Origin of the sequence: Cellulomonas wangleii (assembly GCF_018388445.1) — a bacterium.
Lineage (GTDB): Bacteria > Actinomycetota > Actinomycetes > Actinomycetales > Cellulomonadaceae > Cellulomonas > Cellulomonas wangleii.
In genome coordinates this window covers 3,458,004-3,479,520 of the sequence record NZ_CP074405.1, presented here as the reverse complement: position 1 = coordinate 3,479,520, position 21,517 = coordinate 3,458,004, and the positions used below count along the sequence as shown (strand labels likewise).

25 protein-coding genes are annotated in these 21,517 nt (G+C 76.6%); 13 read left to right on the top strand and 12 right to left on the bottom strand.

The genetic code is table 11. From position 1 onward, the window contains the following. Nucleotides 1-12 precede the first annotated feature (12 nt). Both KG103_RS15950 and KG103_RS15945 read left to right on the top strand, forming a co-directional pair. Nucleotides 13-171: a hypothetical protein gene (locus tag KG103_RS15950; protein WP_163275479.1), complete on the top strand. Its 159-nt coding sequence runs from the start codon at nucleotides 13-15 to the stop codon at nucleotides 169-171. Next, entirely contained in the window at nucleotides 168-677 is a 510-nt protein-coding gene (locus KG103_RS15945; RefSeq protein ID WP_207339480.1) for a RidA family protein, read from the top strand. Before KG103_RS15950 ends, KG103_RS15945 begins: the two co-directional genes overlap by 4 nt. Nucleotides 678-718: 41 nt before the next feature. On the opposite strand, the gene KG103_RS15940 is transcribed toward KG103_RS15945, so the two are convergent. Together KG103_RS15940 and KG103_RS15935 are read right to left on the bottom strand one after the other, a co-directional pair. Continuing rightward, nucleotides 719-1,396, bottom strand: a complete 678-nt coding sequence (locus KG103_RS15940) for a Crp/Fnr family transcriptional regulator (protein ID WP_089798017.1) — start codon at nucleotides 1,394-1,396, stop codon at nucleotides 719-721. A 135-nt stretch (nucleotides 1,397-1,531) separates the two neighbouring features. Then, nucleotides 1,532-1,942 (bottom strand): hypothetical protein, encoded by a 411-nt coding sequence (locus KG103_RS15935; protein ID WP_207339479.1) that lies wholly within the window; start codon nucleotides 1,940-1,942, stop codon nucleotides 1,532-1,534. A gap of 129 nt (nucleotides 1,943-2,071) precedes the next feature. On the opposite strand from KG103_RS15935, the gene nth reads away from it, so the two are divergent. Beyond that, complete coding sequence (gene nth, locus KG103_RS15930; RefSeq protein ID WP_207339478.1) at nucleotides 2,072-2,770, top strand: endonuclease III; 699 nt, start codon at nucleotides 2,072-2,074, stop codon at nucleotides 2,768-2,770. Here nth and KG103_RS15925 read toward each other — a convergent pair. The 3 genes from KG103_RS15925 to KG103_RS15915 form a co-directional block, all read right to left on the bottom strand. Next, a complete protein-coding gene (locus tag KG103_RS15925; RefSeq protein ID WP_207339477.1) occupies nucleotides 2,760-3,689 on the bottom strand; it encodes an alpha/beta fold hydrolase in 930 nt (309 codons plus the stop codon). The two genes, nth and KG103_RS15925, sit on opposite strands and share 11 nt — an antisense overlap. Nucleotides 3,690-3,700: 11 nt before the next feature. Next, complete coding sequence (gene nhaA, locus KG103_RS15920) at nucleotides 3,701-5,125, bottom strand: Na+/H+ antiporter NhaA (protein ID WP_207339476.1); 1,425 nt, start codon at nucleotides 5,123-5,125, stop codon at nucleotides 3,701-3,703. Between the two features lie 158 nt (nucleotides 5,126-5,283). Beyond that, complete coding sequence (locus tag KG103_RS15915) at nucleotides 5,284-6,009, bottom strand: winged helix-turn-helix transcriptional regulator (protein WP_207339475.1); 726 nt, start codon at nucleotides 6,007-6,009, stop codon at nucleotides 5,284-5,286. 216 nt (nucleotides 6,010-6,225) lie between these two features. Here KG103_RS15915 and KG103_RS15910 point away from each other — a divergent pair, with 216 nt between their 5' ends. From KG103_RS15910 to KG103_RS15870, 9 genes are all read left to right on the top strand, one after another. Continuing rightward, on the top strand, nucleotides 6,226-6,960 hold the full coding sequence (locus KG103_RS15910; RefSeq protein ID WP_207339474.1) for a hypothetical protein: 735 nt from the start codon (nucleotides 6,226-6,228) through the stop codon (nucleotides 6,958-6,960). 252 nt (nucleotides 6,961-7,212) lie between these two features. After that, nucleotides 7,213-7,815 (top strand): FABP family protein, encoded by a 603-nt coding sequence (locus KG103_RS15905; RefSeq protein WP_207339473.1) that lies wholly within the window; start codon nucleotides 7,213-7,215, stop codon nucleotides 7,813-7,815. 1 nt (nucleotide 7,816) lies between these two features. Continuing rightward, nucleotides 7,817-9,013: a CAF17-like 4Fe-4S cluster assembly/insertion protein YgfZ gene (ygfZ, locus tag KG103_RS15900; RefSeq protein ID WP_249670635.1), complete on the top strand. Its 1,197-nt coding sequence runs from the start codon at nucleotides 7,817-7,819 to the stop codon at nucleotides 9,011-9,013. A 19-nt stretch (nucleotides 9,014-9,032) separates the two neighbouring features. Then, nucleotides 9,033-10,139: an FUSC family protein gene (locus tag KG103_RS15895; protein WP_307859468.1), complete on the top strand. Its 1,107-nt coding sequence runs from the start codon at nucleotides 9,033-9,035 to the stop codon at nucleotides 10,137-10,139. Between the two features lie 47 nt (nucleotides 10,140-10,186). Continuing rightward, entirely contained in the window at nucleotides 10,187-10,531 is a 345-nt protein-coding gene (locus KG103_RS15890; RefSeq protein ID WP_207339472.1) for a DUF2516 family protein, read from the top strand. Beyond that, nucleotides 10,528-11,505, top strand: a complete 978-nt coding sequence (locus KG103_RS15885; protein ID WP_207339471.1) for an asparaginase — start codon at nucleotides 10,528-10,530, stop codon at nucleotides 11,503-11,505. Before KG103_RS15890 ends, KG103_RS15885 begins: the two co-directional genes overlap by 4 nt. A 46-nt stretch (nucleotides 11,506-11,551) precedes the next feature. Then, nucleotides 11,552-11,989, top strand: coding sequence for a D-aminoacyl-tRNA deacylase (gene dtd, locus KG103_RS15880; protein WP_089798028.1), 438 nt, complete (start codon nucleotides 11,552-11,554; stop codon nucleotides 11,987-11,989). A 742-nt stretch (nucleotides 11,990-12,731) separates the two neighbouring features. After that, nucleotides 12,732-13,259, top strand: coding sequence for an O-acetyl-ADP-ribose deacetylase (locus KG103_RS15875; RefSeq protein ID WP_207339470.1), 528 nt, complete (start codon nucleotides 12,732-12,734; stop codon nucleotides 13,257-13,259). 53 nt (nucleotides 13,260-13,312) lie between these two features. After that, nucleotides 13,313-14,071, top strand: coding sequence for a PIG-L deacetylase family protein (locus tag KG103_RS15870; RefSeq protein WP_207339469.1), 759 nt, complete (start codon nucleotides 13,313-13,315; stop codon nucleotides 14,069-14,071). Between the two features lie 54 nt (nucleotides 14,072-14,125). Here the strand turns inward: KG103_RS15870 and KG103_RS15865 are convergent, their stop codons facing one another. The 7 genes from KG103_RS15865 to KG103_RS15835 all read right to left on the bottom strand — a co-directional run bounded on the left by KG103_RS15865 (nucleotide 14,126) and on the right by KG103_RS15835 (nucleotide 20,853). Beyond that, nucleotides 14,126-14,896, bottom strand: coding sequence for an HAD hydrolase family protein (locus KG103_RS15865; protein WP_207339896.1), 771 nt, complete (start codon nucleotides 14,894-14,896; stop codon nucleotides 14,126-14,128). Nucleotides 14,897-15,101: 205 nt separating this feature from the next. Beyond that, nucleotides 15,102-16,415 (bottom strand): hypothetical protein, encoded by a 1,314-nt coding sequence (locus tag KG103_RS15860; protein ID WP_207339468.1) that lies wholly within the window; start codon nucleotides 16,413-16,415, stop codon nucleotides 15,102-15,104. Then, complete coding sequence (locus KG103_RS15855; RefSeq protein WP_207339467.1) at nucleotides 16,370-17,425, bottom strand: vWA domain-containing protein; 1,056 nt, start codon at nucleotides 17,423-17,425, stop codon at nucleotides 16,370-16,372. The genes KG103_RS15860 and KG103_RS15855 overlap by 46 nt, the downstream gene beginning before the upstream one ends. Then, entirely contained in the window at nucleotides 17,422-18,411 is a 990-nt protein-coding gene (locus tag KG103_RS15850) for a VWA domain-containing protein (RefSeq protein WP_207339466.1), read from the bottom strand. Before KG103_RS15850 ends, KG103_RS15855 begins: the two co-directional genes overlap by 4 nt. Beyond that, nucleotides 18,405-18,905, bottom strand: coding sequence for a hypothetical protein (locus KG103_RS15845; RefSeq protein ID WP_207339465.1), 501 nt, complete (start codon nucleotides 18,903-18,905; stop codon nucleotides 18,405-18,407). Before KG103_RS15845 ends, KG103_RS15850 begins: the two co-directional genes overlap by 7 nt. After that, nucleotides 18,892-19,857 (bottom strand): DUF58 domain-containing protein, encoded by a 966-nt coding sequence (locus KG103_RS15840; RefSeq protein ID WP_207339464.1) that lies wholly within the window; start codon nucleotides 19,855-19,857, stop codon nucleotides 18,892-18,894. Before KG103_RS15840 ends, KG103_RS15845 begins: the two co-directional genes overlap by 14 nt. Nucleotides 19,858-19,860: 3 nt before the next feature. After that, nucleotides 19,861-20,853, bottom strand: coding sequence for an AAA family ATPase (locus tag KG103_RS15835; protein ID WP_249670634.1), 993 nt, complete (start codon nucleotides 20,851-20,853; stop codon nucleotides 19,861-19,863). A gap of 72 nt (nucleotides 20,854-20,925) precedes the next feature. Between KG103_RS15835 and KG103_RS15830 the strand changes: the two genes are divergently transcribed. Further along, complete coding sequence (locus KG103_RS15830; RefSeq protein ID WP_207339463.1) at nucleotides 20,926-21,489, top strand: alpha/beta hydrolase family protein; 564 nt, start codon at nucleotides 20,926-20,928, stop codon at nucleotides 21,487-21,489. Nucleotides 21,490-21,517 lie beyond the last annotated feature (28 nt).

The window sequence follows — 21,517 nt, the reverse complement described above, 5'->3', positions numbered from 1 at the left end:
TAGGGTGAGCTCATGGCCACCCAGTGGGAGTACGCGACCGTTCCGCTCATCATCCATGCCACCAAGGCGATCCTGGACCAGTGGGGGTCCGACGGCTGGGAGCTCGTGACGGTGATCCAGGGCCCCGACGCCGGCCTGGTCGCGTACCTCAAGCGTCCCAAGGGCGCGTGACGGTGGACCCGGCACCCGGCCGTGTGGCGGCCCGCCTCGCCGAGCGGGGCCTGACCCTGCCGGGTGTCGCGGCGCCGCTCGCGGCGTACGTCCCCGCGGTCCGCAGCGGCGCGCACGTGTGGACCTCCGGGCAGCTCCCGTTCGTCGACGGCGCCCTGCCGGTCACGGGCAAGGTCGGCGCGGAGGTCGACGTCGAGTCCGCCACGGCGCTCGCGCGGACCGCTGCGCTCAACGCGCTGGCTGCCGTCGGCGCGGTCCTCGCGGCCGAGGGGCCCGACGAGGACCCGGTGGCAGCTCTGGACCGGGTGCGTCGTGTGGTCAAGGTGGTCGGCTTCGTCGCGAGCGACCCCGCGTTCACGGGCCACCCCGCCGTCGTCAACGGCGCCAGCCTGCTGCTGCACGAGCTGCTCGACGAGCGCGGCGTGCACGCCCGCTCGGCCGTCGGGGTCGCGGCGCTGCCGCTGGACTCGCCCGTCGAGCTCGAGCTGGTCGTCGAGACGGACTGAGCGCAGCCGGGACGGACCGATCGCACGGGCCGGCCGCGGTCTCAGCGGGCGCGACGCTCCAGCCGGTCGACGTCGAGCAGCACGACCGCTCGGCCCTCGCGGCGGACCCAACCGCGTGCGGCGAAGTCGGCGAGGGCCTTGTTGACGGTCTCGCGGGACGCCCCGACGAGCTGCGCGAGCTCCTCCTGCGTGAGGTCGTGCGCCACGCGGATGCCCTCCTCGACGGGCTGGCCGAACCGCGTCGACAGGTCCAGCAGCGCCTTGGCGACGCGGCCGGGGACGTCCGAGAACACGAGGTCCGCGAGCGCCTCGTTGGTGCGGCGCAGCCGCCGCGCGAGGGCCTGCAGCAGGTGCTCGGCGACCGTCGGCTTGTCGGCGAGCCAGGTGATGAGGTCGCGGTGGCCCAGCTCCAGCACCACGGCGTCGGCCACGACCGTCGCGGTCGCGGTGCGCGGGCCCGGGTCGAACAGGGACAGCTCGCCGAACATCTCGCCGGGCCCGAGGACGGCCAGCAGGTTCTCGCGGCCGTCGTTGGACCGCCTGCCGAGCTTGATCTTGCCGTCGCGCACCAGGTAGAGCCGGTCGCCCGGCTCGCCCTCGTGGAACAGGACGTCGCCGCGCGTGACGTCGAGCACCTTCATCGAGTCGATGAGTGCCCGGGACGACTCCTCGTCCATGCCCGCGAACAGCGGCGCCGTCAGCACGATGTCCTCCGCCACGGCGGTTCCTTCCCCTCGTCCCGCTCGGTCGCGGGCGTACCTCCCGTCCGGCACCGAGGCCGGACGTCCGCAACCAGTCTGCCCCATCGCGGGCCCGCCGCGCGTCGGCGCGGTGCGCAGAGCGCCCCGGGGCGGTCAGCGGCCCTCGACGGCGGGCGCGCGCGGGCGCAGCGCGGCGGACGGGTCGCCGGCGAGGCGCTCGACGAGGCGAGCGGTGGTGCGGTCGAGAGCCTCCACGACGCCCTGCTCGTAGGCGGCGAGCCGGGTGTCGAGCGCGCGCAGGTCGGGCAGGCGGCCCAGGTCGTGGCCGTCTCCCGGGGGCAGGGCGGCACCCAGCTCGTCGGGGCGCGGCACCTGCAGGCAGACGTCGAGGGGCAGGAGGAACGCGACCTGCTCACCGAGGGTGCCGGGGGAGGCGGCCGCTGCCACCGCCAGGTCCATGCGGGCCCGCACGGCACGGCGCCACCACGCGACCCGGTCGCGCTCGGCGCGCAGCGCGCGGCGCGCGAGCCGCAGCTCGTGCAGGGGTTCGACGCCGGACGTCACCCCTGCTGGTTCGGATCGTGACCGTCCGCCCTTGACCGGTCCGCACCGATCCGTACGGTCCTTTCACCCGCGAGGCCCAACGGCGGCCGACGGTGGGCCGACGTCGGTGGTGCCCCGTACGCTCGCCGCGTGACCGACCTCACCCCCGAGACCCCGCTCGCGCGCACCCGACGTGCCCGACGTGTCGACCGGGCGCTGTCCGTGCGGTACCCGGACGCCCGCTGCGAGCTCGACTTCCGCACCCCGTTCGAGCTGCTGGTGGCGACAGTGCTGTCGGCGCAGACCACGGACGTGCGCGTGAACCTCACGACGCCCGAGCTGTTCGCGCGGTGGCCCGACGCCGCCGCGCTGGCGGCGGCCGACCCCACCGAGCTCCAGGACGTGCTGCGTCCCACCGGGTTCTTCCGGGCCAAGACGCGGGCGGTGACCGGCATCGGGCGCGCGCTCGTCGAGAGGTTCGGCGGTGAGGTGCCCCGTCGGCTCGAGGACCTCGTCACGTTGCCCGGTGTCGGTCGCAAGACGGCCAACGTCGTGCTCGGGAACGCGTTCGGCGTGCCCGCCATCACGGTCGACACCCACGTGCAGCGCCTGTCGCACCGGCTGGGCTACACCACCAGCGAGGACCCCGTGGTCATCGAGGCCGAGCTCGGGGCGCTGCTGGAGCGGCGCGAGTGGACGATGGCGTCGCACCGGCTGATCTTCCACGGGCGCCGGACGTGCTTCGCGCGGCGCCCGGCGTGCGGGGCGTGCCCCGTCGCCGCGATGTGCCCGTCCGCGGGCATGGGGGAGACGGACCCGGTGCGGGCCGCCGCGATGCTCAAGGGCTGACGGACTCGACCTCGGCCAACCAGTCGACCAGCAGCTCGCCGACCAGGCCGGGGGCCTGGTCGGTCAGGTAGTGCCCGGCGCCGTGCAGCAGCTCGTACCGGTACGGCCGGGCCACGTGCGCCGTGACGGCCCGCAGCGCGGAGCCCGACGCGGGCCGCAGCCCGTCGAGCACGCCGTGGACCTGCAGCACGGGGACGGGGCGGGCCGCGCGCAGCACCGCCCGGTACCGGGCGCCGTCGGGGCGCGGGGTCGATCGGACCAGCCAGCGCACCTGCTCCAGCTGGCTGTGCGCGGCGAACGGCACCCGCACCGCACGCCGGTACGTCTCGACGGCCTCGCGGCCGGGCAGGCCGGGCACGCCGCCCCACCGTCCGAGCATGTGGTCGACGAGGTCACCCCGCACCATCGCGCGCTCCGGCAGCGACGGCAACTGCGCGAAGGCGAGCACCGCGGCGGCGGGAGGGCGCAGCGGCGGGACCGGCAGCGCGACGGCGTCCAGCGGGTGCGGGGCGGCGAGCACACCGAGCGCCCGCACGACCCGCGGGTGGTACGCGCCGGTCGCCCAGGCCACGTCACCGCCCGTGCCTGCGCCGACGATCACGGCGGACTCCGCACCGAGCGAGCGGACCACGCCCGCGACGTCCGCGGCCAGGGTCGGCACGTCGTAGCCCTGCGGGGGCTTGTCCGACCCGCCGGTGCCGCGCAGGTCCATCGCGGCGACCCGGTACCCGGCGGCGGCGAGGACGGGGAGCTGGTGGCGCCACGCCCACCACAGCTGCGGGACGCCGTGCAGCAGCACCACGAGCGGCGCGTCCTGGGGTCCGGTCAGTGCGACGTGGAACCGGGCGCCGTTCGCGGTGACGAAGCGGTGCTGCCAGGGCCCCTCGATCAGGAGCGACGCGGAGTCGACGGTGGTCATCGAGTGCGAACCTACCGGCTCGCCCCGGGGTCGGTGTCCTGTTCGGTCCCGCGCGGACCGGGACCGGGGTCGGGTGCGGAGGCACCGTCGGCCCGTGCGGAGGCACCGTCGGCCCGTGCGGAGGCACCGTCGGCCCGTGCGGAGGCACCGTCGGCCCGTGCGCTGTGCACGCGGCCGCGCCAGGCGAGCACCGCACCGCCGGTCAGGGCGGCGAGCAGCGAGGCGGCGAGCACCCCGACGACGACGTGGTCGCCCAGCTCCGTCCCGGTGCCGAACGCGAGGGAGCCGACCAGCAGCGACACGGTGAAGCCGATGCCGGCGAGCAGGCCCACGCCGATCACGTCCCACCACCCCAGCCCGGGCGCGAGGCGGGCGCGGGTGAACCGGGACACCGCCCAGGTGGCCAGCGTGATGCCGACGGGCTTGCCCAGCACGAGCCCCAGGACGACGCCGAGGCCCACGGGCTCGGTCAACGTCGCGCCGATCGTCGCCGGGTCGACCGTGACGCCCGCCGCGAACAGCGCGAACACCGGCACGGCGAAGCCGGCGGACACCGGCCGCCACACGTGCTCGTAGCGCTCGGCGAGCGAGTGGTCGCCGTCCGTGCCCGGACGCAGAGCGCCGCCCCGCCCCGGCCGGGCCGTGCCCGCCGCCGCGGGCACCGCGAACCCGAGCAGCACGCCGGCGATCGTGGCGTGCACGCCGGAGGCGTGCAGCAGGGCCCAGGTGGCCAGCGCGAGCGGCACCAGCAGGAACGGCGAGCGCACGCCGCGACGCAGGGCGAGCGCGAAGACGGCGACGCCCGCGACGGAGCCGAGCACGAGCCCGAACGTCACGGTGTCGGTGTACCCGACCGCGATGATGACGATCGCGAGGAGGTCGTCGACCACGGCCAGGGTCAGCAGGAAGGCGCGCAGCGCGACCGGTACGCCGCGCCCCACGATGGCCAGGACGCCGACCGCGAAGGCGATGTCGGTGGCCGTGGGCACGGCCCACCCCTCGGGGGAGCCGCCCGGCAGGGCCGTGTTGACCGTCAGGTACACGAGGGCCGGGACCGCCATGCCGCCGACGGCCGCCGCGGCGGGCAGCGCGGCGGTCGCCACGTGCCGCAGCTCGCCGACGACCATCTCGCGCTTGAGCTCGAGCCCCACGACGAAGAAGAAGATCGCCAGCAGCCCGTCGGCCGCCCAGTGCGCGACGTCGAGGTCGAGGTGCAGCGCAGCGGGGCCGATGACGGTGCCGCTGACGGCGCGGTACGACTCCGGGGCGAGGTTCGCCCACAGCAGCGCGGCGACGGCCCCGGCCAGCAGGAGCAGACCGCCGATCCGCTCGTCGCGCAGGGTGTCCGCGAGGTTGCGCTCGCTGCCGGCGCTCAGGCTGCCGAAGAGCGTGCGGGCGGGGCGGGGCGCGGGCGCGCCGGAAGGCGTGGTGGGCACAGGTCGTACCTCTCGGTGGGGTCGACGGGGGTCACTGCCGACCAGACTTCCCGGCGCACCGGTCGTCCACACTACCGACGGGCACGGGCAGCCGCACGCGGTGCCGGACCGCGCCGCCAGCCGCGGGGTGCCGCGGCGGACAGGCAGGTCAGGGCCCGTCAGGCCCCCGCGGGCTCCGCCACGTCGGAGCGGTCGTCCGTCACCCGGCGGTCCTTGGGCGGGTCGAACCGGTAGCCCACGTTGCGCACGGTGCCGATGAGCTGCTCGTGCTCGGGGCCCAGCTTCGCGCGCAGGCGCCGCACGTGGACGTCGACGGTGCGGGTGCCCCCGTAGTAGTCGTAGCCCCACACCTCCTGCAGCAGCTGGGCGCGCGTGAACACGCGGCCCGGGTGCTGCACCAGGTACTTGAGGAGCTCGAACTCCTTGTACGTGAGGTCGAGCGGGCGCCCGCGCAGCCGGGCGGTGTACCCGCCGGCGTCGATCGTCAGCTCGCCGGACGAGATCTCCTGCGGCGCGTCGTCGTACGAGGACGTCGCCGCGTGCTCCATGACCAGCCGGAACCGCGTCTCGACCTCGGCGGGCGTCGCGTGCTCGAGGATGATGTCGTCCGCGCCCCACTCGGCGGTGACGACCGTCAGGCCGCCCTCGGTCAGCACCAGGACCAGCGGGACGGTCAGGCCGGTGGCGCGCAGCAGCCGGCAGGTGGTGCGGGCGGTGACGAGGTCGCGGCGCGCGTCGAGCACGACGATGTCCGCGTCCGGGGCGTCCACGAGAGCGGACGGTTCGACGGGAAGCACCCGGACCCGGTGGGACAGGAGCCCCAACGCGGGAAGCACCTGTGCCGAACCCCCGGACGCAGGCGTGAGCAGCAGCAGATCCGCCACCTGTCACCTCCTGGCTGCGAGTGGGCACACGGTACCGCGTGGTGGGCGTGCATCGCGCCGACCGCTCACGGGCACTCACCTGCACCACCCGTCCGCGCGTCCCCGGTCCCAGGAGGCGTCTGCGAGAATCGCCCGCGTGCTTCACCACCGCCGTCCGACCCGTCCGTGCCTCGACCCGCCCCTGAGGTGTCGGCCTGACGGCCGACGGGGTCCCCGATGAGCGTCGAGACCCGGTCCGTCCTCACCGCCGTGCTCGCCGCGGTGGTCGCGGTGGCCGGCTTCACGGGCGTGCTGCCGCTGGCCGCGGTCAGCGCGGTGCTCGTCCTCGTCCTGGCGCTGGGGTGGCCCGGGCTCGCCGCGCTGCCGTTCACGCCCGGCGCCGGTGCCGTGGTCGCGCTGGGCGGGCTCGGCTCCGTCGCGGCCGTGACGTTCACGCCCGAGCAGCCGTACCTGCAGCACCTGGCACTCGTGCTGGCGGCGGCCGTGGTGCTCGCGTTCGTCAACGAGATGCTGCGCCGCGACGGGCGGCTGCGCATGGTCGAGTCCGTCTCGGGCACCGTCGCGGGCACCGTGCTGGCGGTCTGCGTGACCGGCTGGGTCGCCACGGCCCGGCTCGACGGGGGCGAGGAGCTGGTGGTCGCCGGTGCGGTCGCGCTCGCGCTCGGCTCGGCCTGCGTCGCGCTGCGGGGCCGCACCTGGCTCGTGTACCTCCTCACCGTGGCCGCCGCGACGGCGGGCGGCACGCTCGTCGGCTGGTTGCTGCCGACGGTGCAGCTGGTCGCGGGCACCGTGCTCGGTCTCGGCGTCGGCATCCTCGTCACCGCGCTGCACGCCCTGTTCGACCGGCTGCCGGCGCTCGAGCGACGGCTGCCCGCGCTGGCGGTCGTGGTGCTGCCCGTCACCGTCAGTGGTGTCCTCGTCTACGTCGCCGGGCGCGTCCTGGCGGTCTGATCCGAGCGCCCGGGACGAACCCGGGCGCTCTCGTCGTTAGGATCGGTGCATGACTGCGCTCGAGGGCTTCTTCATCGGCCTGCTCGTGCTGGCCACGCTGACGATCGCGTGGTTCGCGGGCTTCGTCGTGTACCGCCTCTACAAGGGCCAGCGCTGAGCCCTCGGCGCTGACGCGTCCCTGCGGACGACCGGTCGGTCGTCCGACCGCGCGTGCCGGCCACGGTCGACGCGCGCCCGAGCCGAGGAGGCACCGTGCCGTTCGTGCTGCCCGAGGGCCTGGCCCCCGAGGTCTACCCGCTCGCCTGGCTGGTCGGCCGCTGGCGCGGTGAGGGCGTCGTCGGCTACCCCGGCGTGGAGGAGAGCACCTTCACGCAGGAGCTCGAGATCACCCACGACGGCGGTCCGTACCTGGCCTACCGCACGACGATCCGGCTCGTGGTCGCCCCCGACGACGCCGCGACCCTCGACACCGACGCCCCCGTCGCGGACGACCCCGACGCCGCCCCCGCGGGCACGGCGGAGCCGATCGACGGACCCGTGTGGTCGACCGAGTCCGGCTACTGGCGTGTGCCGCCCGAGCGGCCCGACGACCTCGCTGCCGACCAGCACCCGGTCGAGCTGCTGCTCGCCGACCCCTCCGGGCACGTCGACGTCTACGTCGGGTCGGTCGGCAACGGGCGGATCGACCTGGTGTCCGACCTCATCGCCCGCACCGCCACCGGGGCGGCGGTGAACGCCGGCAAGCGCCTGTACGGGCTGGTCAACGGCGAGCTGATGTGGGCGCACGACCTGGCGGCCTTCGGTGAGCCCATGCAGTCGTACGCGTCGGGGCGCCTGACCCGGGTCGAGGACTGACGTGGGCGTCGAGGCCGAGCCGGTCGCGCTGCCGCGGCACCGCAGCCCGCTGCTCGCACGCCACGGGGCGGTCGCGGCGGCCGGGCCCGACGCCGGTGTCGCCTGGCACTACGGCGACCCGACGGCGGAGCAGCGAGCGCTGGCACGCGGCGGCGCGGTGGTCGACCAGTCCCACGTCGGCGTCGTCACCGTCACCGGTCCCGACCGCCTGACCTGGCTGCACTCCCTGACGTCGCAGGACGTGCAGGCGCTGCCCCCGCGCACGTCGACCGAGCTGCTCGTGCTCGACCCGCACGGCCGCGTCGAGCACGCGGCGGGCGTCGTCGACGACGGCACCACCACCTGGCTGCTCACCGAGACCGCGCCCGCGCTGGCGGCGTGGCTGGACCGGATGCGGTTCATGCTGCGCGTCGAGGTCGCCGACGTGACCGACGCGTGGGCGGCGCTCGCGGAGCCGGTCGACGCCGAGGGGGCCGCGGGGGAGCCGGTGACCTGGCGCGACCCGTGGCCGCGCACCGCGCCCGGCGGCACCCGCTACGGAGCGGACGACGACGCCCACCCGGGCGCCGACCGCCGGTGGCGGCTCGTGCTCGTGCCGCGGGAGCGGCTCGTCGAGGAGGTGCGCGCGCGGGAGACCGCCGGCTGGCCCCTCGTCGGCACGTGGGCGTCCGAGGCGCTGCGTGTCGAGGCCTGGCGCCCGCGCCGCAGCCACGAGGTCGACGACCGGACGATCCCGCACGAGCTCGACTGGCTGCGCACCGCCGTGCACCTGCACAAGGGCTGCTACCGCGGGCAGGAGACGGTGGCGCGCGTGCACAACCTGGGCCGGCCCCCGCGTCGGCTGGTGATGCTGCACCTCGACGGCTCCGGGCACCTGCTGCCCGACGTCGGGGCGCCCGTACGCCTGCCCGGTGCCGCCGCGCCCACGGCCGGCGGTGCCGACGAGGCCGCCGCGGGACGTGAGGTCGGGCGGGTCACCTCGGTGGCGCGGCACCACGAGCTCGGGCCGATCGCGCTGGCCGTGGTCAAGCGGTCCGTCCCGGAGGACGCCGTGCTGCTCGTGGACTGCGACGGCGGGGCCGTCGCGGGCGGGCAGGAGGTCGTCGTGCGCGGGGACGGCGTGACGCCCGACCGGCCGGCGGCGCGCGGCCCGCTGACCCGTGGCCTGGGGCAGCACCCCATGCTCGGGGGCGCGTGACGCCCGTGGACCTGCCGCGGTGAGCACGCCGGCCACCCTGCGCACGTCGGCGATGCTGCGGCTCCAGCTCGGGTCGCGCGTGCGGGCGGGGTGGGCGCGCGTCCGGTCCTCGTGGGGGCTGGTCCTGCAGGCGTCCGCGGCGGCAGGGCTGGCGTACGGCATCGGGCTGTACGTCTTCGGCCACGAGATGCCGTTCTTCGCGCCCGTCGCCGCGTGGCTGGCGCTCGGGTTCTCCCGCGACCGGTCGGTGCGCCGCGTCGTCGAGCTGGCCGGCGGCGTGGCGATCGGGGTGGCGGCGGGCGACCTCGTCGTGCACGTCATCGGGTCCGGCATGTGGCAGATGGCCGTCGTCCTGGCCGCCTCGGCGCTGGTGGGGCGGTTCCTGGACCGCGGGGCGCTGCTCACCACGCAGGCCGGTGTGCAGGCCATCGTCATCGTCGGGCTGCCGCAGATCGGCGGCGGCCCCTTCGGCCGGTGGGTCGACGCGGTCGTCGGCGGCTGCGTCGCGCTGGCGTTCGCGCTGCTCACCCCGACCGACCCGCGACGGCACCCGCGCACGCTCGCGCAGGCGGCGGTGCAGGAGCTCACCACGGTGCTGGACGTGCTCGCCCGCGGGCTGCGGGCCGGGGACGTCGAGGACGTCGAGGCCGCGCTGCTGACGGGACGGGCGTCGCAGCCGGCGCTGGACGAGTGGCGCGACGCCGCGCGCTCGGCGGCCGAGCTGGTCCGCCTGGCGCCCGCGCACCGCCGGCACCGCGCCGAGCTCGAGGGGCTGGTCGGCGAGAGCGTCCTGCTGGACCGCGCCATGCGCAGCGCGCGGGTGCTGGCGCGGCGGTCCGTCGCGGTGGTCCAGGACGGGCCGGTGCCGCCGGGTCTCGCGGACGTCGTCGCGGACGCGGCCCGGGCCACGGACGACCTCGCCACCGCGATCGGTGCGGGGCACGACCCGCGCCCGGCGCGCGAGCGGCTGCTGGCCGTGGCCGCGGCCCTCGACCCGTACGCGCTGGCGCCCGACGACTGGACGTCGCAGTCGCTGGTGCTGCTGCTGCGCTCGCTGGTGGTGGACCTGCTCGAGGCGTCCGGGGCCACGCCCGCGGACGCCCGTGCCGCGCTGCCCGAGCTCTGAGGGCCGCCCGGCACACCCGCGTGCCCCGCGTCTCGTAGGCTCTCGGCGTGGGCATCATCGGGTCGCTGCAGCTCCTGCTCTTCCTCGTCTTCTACGTGGCGATCTTCGTGCTGTCCGCGTGGGCGCTCGTGGACTGCCTGCGTCGTCCCGCCGCGGCGTTCACGGCCGCCGGCAAGCGGACGCGCACGTTCTGGACGTGGGTGCTCGTGGCCGCGACCGTCGTCGCGTTCATCTCCATCCCGCCGCCGCTGGGGCTGCCGCTGCGGTTCCCCTCGTTCCTCGCGCTGGTCAGCGCGGCGGCGGCCATCGTGTACCTGGTCGACGTGCGTCCCGCGGTCGCGCCGTACACGCGCCGCCGGGGCGGTGGGCCGTCGCGCGGCGGCGGTTGGTGAGCGTCCCCGACGTCGCCGCCGGTGCGCGCCCGCTCGCACGGGTGCACCGCGGCGACCTCGTCGAGTCGGTCCACCTGGGCCACGTCGTGGTCGTCGGCCCCGACGGGGCGGTGCGGCACGCGGTCGGCGACCCCGACGTCACGGTGTGGCCGCGGTCGTCCCTCAAGCCGGTGCAGGCCGTCGCCATGCTGGGGCACGGGCTCGACGTCGCCGGTGCGGACCTGGCGCTGGTGTGCGCGAGCCACTCCGGGGAGCGGGCGCACCTCGACGTGGTCCGCGGGCTGCTGGCCGGTGCCGGCCTGACCGAGGCCGACCTGCAGAACACGCCCGACTGGCCCCTGGCGCCCGACGCGGCGTGGGAGTGGCGCGCGCAGGGCCACGGCCCGGCGTCGCTCACGCAGAACTGCTCCGGCAAGCACGCCGGCATGCTCGCCACCTGCCGTGCGGCCGGCTGGTCGACGCACGACTACCTGGACCCGACGCACCCGCTGCAGCAGGCGGTCGTCGCCGCGACCGTCGAGCTCACCGGTGCTCCCGTGGAGCACGTGACGGTCGACGGCTGCGGCGCACCCCTGCTGTCGACGACGCTGGTCGGTCTCGCGCGCGCCTTCGGCACCGTGGCCGCCGCGGCCCGGGACGGCTCCGCCGCGGGCCGGGTGGCCCGGGCCATGGCGACCCACCCCTGGCACGTGGGCGGGACCGGACGCGACGTCACCGCGTTCATGGCCGCCGTCCCGGGGCTGGTCGCCAAGGACGGGGCCGACGGCGTCTACGCCGCGGGGCTCCCGGACGGCGGGGCGGTCGCGCTCAAGGTCCTCGACGGGTCGGGCCGGCCCCGCGCGGTCGTGCTCGCCGCGGCCCTGGCACTCGCGGGCGTCGACCCGGCCCTGGTCGCCGAGGCCGCCCGGACCCCGGTGCTCGGCCACGGCCGGCCCGTCGGTGAGGTCCGGGCGACGTTCGGGCCGGACGCGTGACGCGCCGGCTCGTCGTCGGCGGTGCGCACGCGCGGCCGGTGCGGCGATGAGAGCGGTCGTGCAGCGCGTCACGCGCGCGGCCGTGCGGGTCGACGGCGAGGTCGTCGGGCAGATCGACCGACCCGGGCTGCTCGCGCTGGTCGGCGTCACGCCGGGGGACGGCCCGGCGCAGGTCGAGGTGGTCGCCCGCAAGATCGCGGAGCTGCGGATCCTGCGCGACGAGCGCTCGGCGGTCGACGTCGGCGCGCCCGTGCTGGTGGTCAGCCAGTTCACGCTGTACGCCGACGTGCGCAAGGGGCGCCGCCCCACGTGGAACGCGGCGGCGCCGGGTCCGGTCGCCGAGCCGCTGGTCGACGCGGTCGTCGCGGCGCTGCGGGCGCGCGGGCTCGAGGTCGCGACCGGGCGCTTCGGCGCCGACATGGCCGTCGAGCTGGTCAACGACGGTCCCGTGACGATCCTCGTCGAGTCGGCGCCGACGGGCTGAGGCCGCGGACGAGGCAGACCACTCCGAGCGAGCGTACGAGGAAGGCCCCTCGGAGTAAGCGTCCGAGGGGCCTCCCCGACCGTGGGTCGCGTGCCACCGGTCGCCCGGTGGCCGACGCCGCCGTTGACGGTGCGGCTCCGCCCCGGCACCCGGTGCACCGGCGAGCCGGTGCCCCGCGGGCGGGACGTCCACGATCGACCTCCCGGTACCGGTGCGTCCCTGCGTCGTCATCCACAGGCCGACGGGTCGCCCCGCCGAGGTGCCGCACGTTCTCCGTTCGGTCCGTCCCCGGGATCGACCGTGACCCGCGGGAGGCTCCCGGGAGGGGCGTTCCTGCTGGTGGATCACGGTCGGCCGAGGTCGATTCCCCAGTTCTAGACCTCCGGGGACCACCCCACAAGGGTCTGCCGGGACCGGTCTTCGTCCACCGGTCCGTCCACACCCTCGTCCACAGGCCGACCTGCGAACCCATCGGTCAGACACAGGGGTGTGGACACGATCTGTGGACACGCGGCACCGCGTCACCCGTCCGGCCGCGGCCCGCCGCTAGGCTCGGAGCAGGGACGAGGCCCCTCGGAGTAAGCGTCCGAGGGGCCTCGCCGCGTCCCGCGCCGGCCGGCTCCTCCCGGGCTCGTCGGGGGCTCGTCCAGGGCTCGTCCGGCACCGGTGGGGTGGGTCGATGCACTGCCGGCGGCGGTCGCCCGCCGCGCGCCGCCGCGTGCCGCTGCGTCACGATGGCGCGATGGGCATCGAGACCGTCCTCGGGGACATCACGCAGCAGCACGTCGACGTCGTGGTGAACGCGGCGAACTCCTCGCTGCTCGGCGGCGGCGGGGTCGACGGGGCCATCCACGCCGCGGCCGGCCCCCGGCTGCTCGCCGCGTGCCGGGAGCTGCGCGCCACCACGCTGCCGGACGGCCTGCCCGTGGGCCGGGCCGTCGCCACGCCGGCCTTCGACCTGCCGGCCCGGTGGGTGGTCCACACCGTGGGCCCGGACCGCCACCGCGGGCAGACCGACCCCGCCCTGCTCGCGTCGTGCGTCACGTCCAGCCTCGACGTGGCGGACGGGCTGGGCGCGACCAGCGTGGCCCTGCCCGCCGTGGGCGCCGGCGTGTACGGGTGGGACGCGGCGCAGGCGGCCGACGTGGCGGTCGGTGCCGCGCGCGCGTGGGTCGACGCGCACCCCGGCGCTTCGGTCACCACCGTGCGGTTCGTGCTGTTCAGCCCGGCGCTGCTCGGCGCGTTCGACGCCGCGCTGGCCCGGGCCTGAGCGGGCAGGTCCGCCCGGGTGCCGTGCCTCGGGCGGCGCCCTAGCGTGGGTCCATGGCCGTGCCGCTGCCGTTGCTGCCCGACGACGCGCTGACCCGCGTGCTGTGCGTCGTCGCGCACCCCGACGACCTGGAGTACGGCACCTCCGCCGCCGTGGCGGTGTGGACCGGGCGGGGCGTGGAGGTGGCGTACCTGCTGCTGACGCGCGGCGAGGCGGGCATGGACGCGCGGGATCCCGCGCACGCCGCGCAGGTGCGCATGCGCGAGCAGGTGGCCAGCTCGCGCGCCGTCGGCGTGACCCGGGTGGACTTCCTCGAGCACCCCGACGGCGTGCTGCTCTACGGGCTGGACCTGCGCCGCGACGTCGCCGCCGCGATCCGCCGGTTCCGGCCCGACGCCGTGCTGACCACGACGTGGCGGGAGGACACCCCCGTGGGCCTCAACCAGGCCGACCACCGCGCGGCAGGCCTGGCCACGGCGGACGCCGTGCGCGATGCCGGCAACCGCTGGGTCTTCCGTGAGCTGGTGGACGCCGGGCTGGAGCCGTGGTCCGTCCGGTGGCTGCTGGTGGCGGGGGACCCGGAGCCCACGCACGGCGTGCCGGTGCCGCCGGAGGCGCTGGAGCGCGCGGTCGCCTCGCTGGAGGCGCACCGCGAGTACCTCGCGCTGCTGCCCGGGCACCCCGCGCCCGCGGACCTGGTCCCCGCCCTGACCGCCGCGCAGGGCCGGCAGGTGGGCGTGGAGCACGCCGTCGCCCTGCGGGCGATCGACCTGCAGGCGCCGCCGCCGCTGCTCGACGGGCGATCCGACTGACACCTGCCGGCTCGGTGACCTGCGGTGCGCGGTACCCCGGCGGCCGGGCCGACGTCAGGCCAGGTGGAGCAGCGCCCGCAGCGTGCGGACCACGCCGTTGTCCGCGTTCGACGGCGCCACAAACCGGGCGCCGTCCCGCACCGCGGGGTGCGCGTTGGCCATCGCGAACGACCAGTCGGCCGCCGCCAGCATGCCGACGTCGTTGAGGTAGTCCCCGAACGCGACGGTCTGCTCCGGGCCCACCCCCAGCAGCTGCTGCACCTCCCGCAGCGCGTGGCCCTTGTCGGCGGTCGGGCTCATGACGTCCACCCAGTGCGCGCCGCTGACCAGCACGGCCGCGACGTCCGCGAACCCCGCCAGCGCCGGGCCGGCCCCCGTGTCGGCCGACCCGAAGTCGAGGACCGCGACCTTCAGGACCGTGTCGTCCACCGCCGTCAGGTCGGGGACGCGCTCGAGCAGCGCGTAGTACGGCTCGCACTGCGCCAGGAACGCGGCGTCCGTGCGCTCGACGTACGCGCTGCGCAGCCCGCACAGCACGACCCCGAGGTCCGCGCCGCGGGCCACCTGACGGCGGACCTCGCGCACCACGTCACGCGCCACCTCCGCGTCGAGCCCGTCCACGGCCGCCGTGACGCCGTCGCGCACCACGTGCGCACCGTTCTCCGCCAGGTACACCAGGTCGTCGCGCCCGAGCTGGCGGCGCAGCGTCGCGTACTGCCGGCCGCTGGCCGGGCAGACCGTCACCCCGCGCGCGACGAGTGCGTCGAGCAGCGGCCAGAAGGACGGGTCGACGCGCTTGGCGTCGTCCAGCAGGGACCCGTCCATGTCCACCGCGACCAGGCGGACGTCGGGGGCGGCGGCGGGCAGGGGCGGGACGGTCAGCGTCGGGTCGGTCGGGCTCGGGTCGGCCCCGCTCACGTCGGTCGGGCCGGCGTCGACCGGGTCGGGTTCGGTGGGGCGGGGGTCGGCGGGACGCGGATCTGTCACGGGCACCCCTCGATCCTCGCACCGCCGCGCCCCGGCCCGACGGTCACCAGTTCCGGCCCCCGGTGCCTCCACCCGTGCCCGGCCCGTCGCCACCGCCGGGTGCGGTGCCGGTACCGCCGGCGGGCCCCTGCTGCTGCCCGCCCGACCCCCCGCCGGACTGCCCGTTGCGCTCGGCCAGCTCCTGGCGCCGCTGGGCCTCGGCCTGGGCCGGGTCCGGCGCCTGCTCCTGCCCGCGCCCCGGCTCCGGCCTGCCCTCGAGCGTGCCCTCCTCGGCAGCCCGGCCCAGGTTCTCCAGCTCGGTCGACGTGCCGAACAGCTCCTGCATCCGGCGTTCGGCCGCCGCCGCGGGGTCGTCCTCGCCCTGCTCGTCCTGGCCGCCGCCACCCTGCTGGTCCTGGCCGTCGCCGCCCTGCTGGTCCTGGCCGTCGCCGTCCTGCTGGTCCTGGCCGTCGCCGTCCTGCTGGTCCTGGCCGCCGCCACCCTGCTGGTCGTCCTCGCCACCGCCGCCGCCCTGCGCGTCGTCGTCCTCGCCACCGCCGCCGCCCTGCGACGGCGGTGGGGTGCAGGCGGGGTCGGCCAGCGCCTCGGCGAGCATGGCGGCGTCGTCGGCCGCGCGCCGGAAGAGGTAGCCGGCGTACCAGAGCTCGTCGGAGACCACGGGCGGGTCGGCGCCCTCGTACGGGGGCTCGAGCACCTCGGCGTCGTAGGGCTCCCCGGCCTCCTGCGCCGCCAGCGCGTCGGCCACGGCCTGCGCGTAGGCCAGCTGCTCCTCGGCCCGCTCGGTCGTCTCCTCCTCGCTCGCCGTCAGCGCCAGGATGCGGTTGGTCTGCACGGTGCAGCGGTGCTCGTCCGGCACCAGCTCCAGCGCCCGGTCCAGGTGCTCGACGGCGAGGCGCGGCATGCCGGCCCGGTAGCGGGCCGTCCCGGAGTTGAACGGACCCTTCCACCGCTCGACGAGCGCGAACCCCTCCAGCTCCTCGAAGAGCTCGAGGGCCTCCCAGGTGCGGTCCTCGTCGTACGCCGCCCGGGCCTCCGCGTACCGCGGGCCCAGCAGCAGCAGGGTGAACGCGAAGACGAGCAGCAGCACCACCGGCACCGCGCTCCACCGCCGCAGCCGGCGACGGCGCCGCAGGTGCGGCGGCAGGGCACGCACCCGGTCGCGCCGGGCGGCCCGCCGCTGCGCGCGGGTGAGGCGGCGCGCGACGACGCCCTGCTGCGCGAGGGTCGCCTGCCGGGCGCGCAGCGCCTCCTGCGCCCGCGCCACCTCGCGGGCGCGGGCCGCGCGGACCCGCGCCCGGTCGGCGCGGCGGTTCATCGCCGCCCTCGCAGCCGGCTCGACGACCGCGTCCAGGCCCACGCCTCCGCAGCCAGCAGCACGCCGGCGACCAGTGCGAACGGCCAGACCAGGTCACGGTGCGTGCTCAGGTCCGCGCGGCCGTCGGCCGCGATGGCCGCCACGTCGACGTCCGCCACCAGGTCGGCGGTCGGGGTGGGGCCGTCGCGGTGCACGTACGGCACGCCGAGCTCGGCCGCGACCTCGCGCAGGGCGGCCTCGTCGGCGTGCGACAGCGCGGGCCGGGACGGGTCCTGCGGGTCCGGGATGTACGGCGCGTCGGGGTCCAGGCTGCCGTCGTGCTGCCGCATGGGGGCGCCTGCCGCCGTGCCGTACCCGAGCACGGCACCACCGTCGACGAGCGGGGCGATCGCGGTGAACGACCCGGGCTCCTCGTCCGCGGTCTGCTCCCCGTCCGACAGGTAGAACACCAGGCGCACCATCCCCGGGTCGCGGTCCTGCGCGTCCTGCAGCGAGCGCTGCAGCACCTCGAGCGCGCGGTCGCGCCGCGTGCCCGCCGACCCCGCCGTGACCTCCTGGGTCACGGTCTGGGCCCACGAGCGCACCGCCGTCGCGTCGTCCGTCAGCGGCAGCTGGGTGCCGGCCTCGTCGGCGAACGCGACCACGGAGTAGAACGCGCCCGGCACGTCCCGCGTCAGCTGCACCACGTCGTGCCGCACCCCGTCGAGCCGCTGCACCGCCGGCACCGCCGGCAGGCCGGGACCGCGCACCACCGGGTCACCCGGTCCCCAGTCCTCGGCGGCCATCGAGCCCGTGCGGTCGACGACGAACCACACCTGCACCCCGACGCGCGCCCCGCCGCTCTGCGTCGCGGCCACCGTGGGCGTCAGGGCGACCACCGCCAGCACGACGACCAGTGCCGTGCGGCGCCACCAGGTGCCCGCGGGTGCGCCCGGTGCCCCCGGCGCGCCCCGCCGGCCGGACGCCCGCAGCGCCTGCCCGACGCACAGCGCCAGCACCGGCAGCGCCGTGAGCAGCACGACGACCACGGGGACCACCGCACGGGCGCTCATGCGCGCACCCGCCACGCCAGCAGCACGGCGGCCAGTCCCGCGCCGTACAGCAGCCACACCCACGCGTCGCCGTCGTCGGTGACGACCTGCTCCGGGTCCGCCTGCATGGCCGCGAGCTGCGAGTCCTGCACGCGCGCCAGGATCGCCGGTACCGCGTCCGGGTCCTGCGCCGCCGCGAACGTGCCCCCGGTGCCCTCGGCGGCGACGCGCAGCGCGGCGGGAGCGGCGGCGCCGAGGGAGCGGTCCGCCGGGTACAGCGCGTGGACCACGACGCCCCGGGACACCGCGAGGTCCGCCGCCGCGGGCAGGTCGTACACCGGGTCCCCCCACACCTCGTTGTCGGTCGCCAGCACCACCGAGCGGGAGCGGTCCGCGTCGTGCTGGTCGAACAGCAGGGTGCAGGACGCCACGCCGTCGCCGATGAGCGAGGCCTGCCCCTCGATGCCCGCCGTGCCGCGGAACAGGTCCTGCGCCGTGTCGGACGTCGGCGCGGCGAACGCCTCCCGTGCGATGCGCAGCTGCGTGGTCACCAGCGTGTAGTCGTCGGTCAGGGGGAACACGGTCGACGACGTGGAGTCGAACACCGACAGGGCCACGCGCTCCCCGGTGAACCCCTCCACGAGCCGCTCGAACGTCGCCACGACCTGCTCGTCGTACTCCACCATCGAGCCCGACACGTCCAGGCACAGCACGATGTCGCGGTTCGCGAGCTCGCGCGTGCGCTCCTGCACGGTGACGGGCCGCGCGGCCAGCACCGCCGCGGCGACGGCCGCGGCCGCGACGGCCAGCGCCAGGCCCACGCGCAGCGCGCGGTACCGGACGCGCCAGGCGCGCAGGGCCGGCACGCGGCGCAGGTCGTCGGTGTTGGCCACGGGCGTCGTGCCGCGCCGGTCGCGCAGCAGCAGCCCCGTGACCAGGGCGGCGACGACGACCGCCACGACGACCGGCGCGAGCCAGGGCGTCTCGAGGGCCGCGCGCGTCACCACGTCCGCACCCGCCTGCGGGCCTGCTCCAGCGTCCGGGCGACGCGGGTGCGCGACGACGCCCCGAACGTCGGCAGGGACGAGTTCTCCAGGAGCGTCGCCAGGGGTCGGGTGCGGCGGTCCGCCCGGGCGGCCGCGGCCGTCATCGCCGACGTGTCGACGCCGGTGCGGGCCGTCGCGAACTCGCGCAGCACCCACCGGATCTCGAGGTTCGCGCCCCGGACGTCGACGTCACCGGCGGCGTACCGGCGCTCGACCTCGTCCAGCCGGGCCAGCGTGGTGCCGCGCAGCGCGGCGTACGGGTCGCGGCGGGCGTTCGCCGCCGGCGGCGCGCCCGGCACGGCCGGCACGACCGGCGGCGGGGACGCCGCGGCAGGGCCGCGCGTCGAGCGCCACACCCACACGTACCACCCGACCACCGCGAGCACGATCGCCACCGCCACCCACGGCCACCACCCGGCGTACGGCACCGGGTCGACCAGCTCAGCGCCCGGCACGGCGTGACCTCCCCAGCAGGGCGACCATCTCGTCGAGCACGTCGTGCGTGGACTCGACCGTCACGGACCGCACGCCCAGGCGGCGCATGCGCTCCACCACCTCCGCGTGGCGCGCGGTGCGCGCGGCGGCGACCGCCTCGCGCACGCTGCGGCGCCCGCGCAGGTACGCCGGCAGGGACCAGCCGCTGACGACGTCGCGGACCGGGCGCCCGGTCGGCGGCAGCACGACGGGCCGGCCGCGGGCGGCGGACGACGACACCCCGGCGAGGCTGCCGGGGGCGGACCCCAGCGCGCCCGCGAACAGGTCCGCGTCGACGACCTGCACCACCATCACCTCGTGCCGCGTGCGCAGCCGCGCCAGCGCGCGCTCGTCGTCCGCCCCGGGCCGCGCCTCGTCGGTCACGACGACCACCAGCGAGCGTCGGGCCGTGCGGCGCAGCACCCGGTCCAGCAGTCGCGCGAGGTCGCCCTCGGGGGCGTCGGGGTCGAACGTGCGCTGCAGGCGGCGCAGCAGCACCTCGAGGTGCGTGGTGCCCGCCCCGGCCGGGACCTCGACGACGCGCCCCGCGTCACCGGCCAGCAGCGAGACGCGGTCGCCGCGCTGGTGCGCGAGGTGCGCGACCACGTCGGCCACCAGCTGCGCGACCTCGTGCTTGGGCTCACCGCCCGCCGACGTCGCGCCCATGTGGCGCCCGGTGTCGACGACCAGCACGAGCGCCACGTTCGACGTCGCCTCGTACCGCTTGACGACCGGCTGCGCGGACCGTGCCGACGCCCGCCAGTCGATGTCGCCCACGTCGTCGCCCGGCGTGTAGACGTGCAGGTCGTCGACCTCGTCGCCGTGGCCCTTCCACACCGCGCGGTGCCGTCCGTCGAGCAGGCCGGTGGCGCGCCGCAGCGTGGGCAGCTGCAGGCGCGCGCGCACCAGCGCGAGACGGGACCGGGCGGGCACGGGTCAGGGAGCCGGGACCGCGTCGAACACGGACGTGATGATCGACTCGGTCGACACGTCGTCCGCGATGGCGTCGAACGTGCGCACGATGCGGTGGCGCAGCACGGCGTTGCGCAGCGCGTGCACGTCCTCCGGGATCACGTGGGCGCGGCCGGCGCGCAGCGCGACCGCCTGCGCCACGCGCATGAGGGAGATGGACCCGCGCGGGCTCGCACCCATCCGCACCAGCCGGTCCAGGCCGGGCACCTGCACCGGCCCGCGTCCGCGCGTGGTGGCCACCAGGTCCACCACGTACCGCCGGATCGACCGGTCCACGTACACCTGGTCGACGGTGCGCTGCAGCCAGGCGACCTCCTCGAGCCCCAGCCGCTCGGTGCGCAGCGCCCGGGTCATGCGGCCGTCGGAGATGCGGTCGAGGATCTCGACCTCCTCCTCGGCCTGCGGGTAGTCGAGGACCTCCTTGAGCAGGAACCGGTCCATCTGGGCCTCGGGCAGCACGTGCGTGCCCTCCTCCTCGATGGGGTTCTGCGTGGCGAGGACCATGAACGGCGACGGCACCGGGTGGATCTCGCCGGCGATCGTCGTCTGCCGCTCCTGCATCGCCTCGAGCATCGCGGACTGCGTCTTGGCCGACGAGCGGTTGATCTCGTCGAGCAGCACCACGTTGGCGTGCACGGGCCCGAGCTGCGTCGTGAACTGCGACGTCCCGTAGTTGAAGACCTGCGTGCCGACGATGTCGGAGGGCATGAGGTCCGGGGTGCACTGGATGCGGTGGAACGAGCCCGACACCGCGTACGCGAGGGTCTGCGCGGCCGTCGTCTTGGCCAGCCCTGGCACCGACTCCAGCAGCACGTGGCCGCCGCACATCAGCGCCACCACCAGGGACGTGCGCAGCTGCTTCTGCCCGACCACGCGCTGGTCGAACACGCCCTCGATGCGCTCGCACAGCGCACCGGCGCGGCTCCGGTCGGACGAGGAGACGGTGTCGCGGTTCACGGCGGGCAGGCTACCTGGGGGAATGCCCTTACCTGGTGTCCGGGGCGGGTGATGTCGGCGGAGGATGGGGGCATGGCGGAGGTGCGGGTGCTGCGGGCGGGGTCCGGGCCGGGCGACGTCGCGGGGGTGCTGCTGGCACCCGGGGCGGGCGCGACGCGGGACAACCGGACCCTCGTCGTGCTCGACACCGCGCTGACGGCCGTCGGGCTGCCGGTCCGGCGTGTCGACCTGCCGCGCGGTGCGACGGCCGCACCCGCCCGGGTGCGCGAGGAGGCCGCCGCGTTCGCCGCCGACCTGGGCGTGGGGACCGAGCGGCTGGTCGTCGGCGGACGGTCGTTCGGCGGGCGGATGAGCTCGATGGCCGTCGCGGACGGTCTCGCCGTCGGCGGCCTGCTGCTGCTGTCCTACCCGCTGCACCCGCCCGGTCGGCCCGACCGGCTGCGGGTCGAGCACCTGCCGCGCATCGCCGTGCCCGTCCTGGCGGTCAGCGGCGCGACGGACCCGTTCGGCACGCCCGACGAGCTCGCGACGCACCTCGCGACCCTGGCAGGGCCCACGACGCTCGTCGTCGTCCCCGGCGCCCACGGACCGGCCGACCCGCCGGTCGTCGCGGCGGTCCGCGACTGGCTCACCTGACGGCCACGCCCACCCGGGGGTCCGGGAG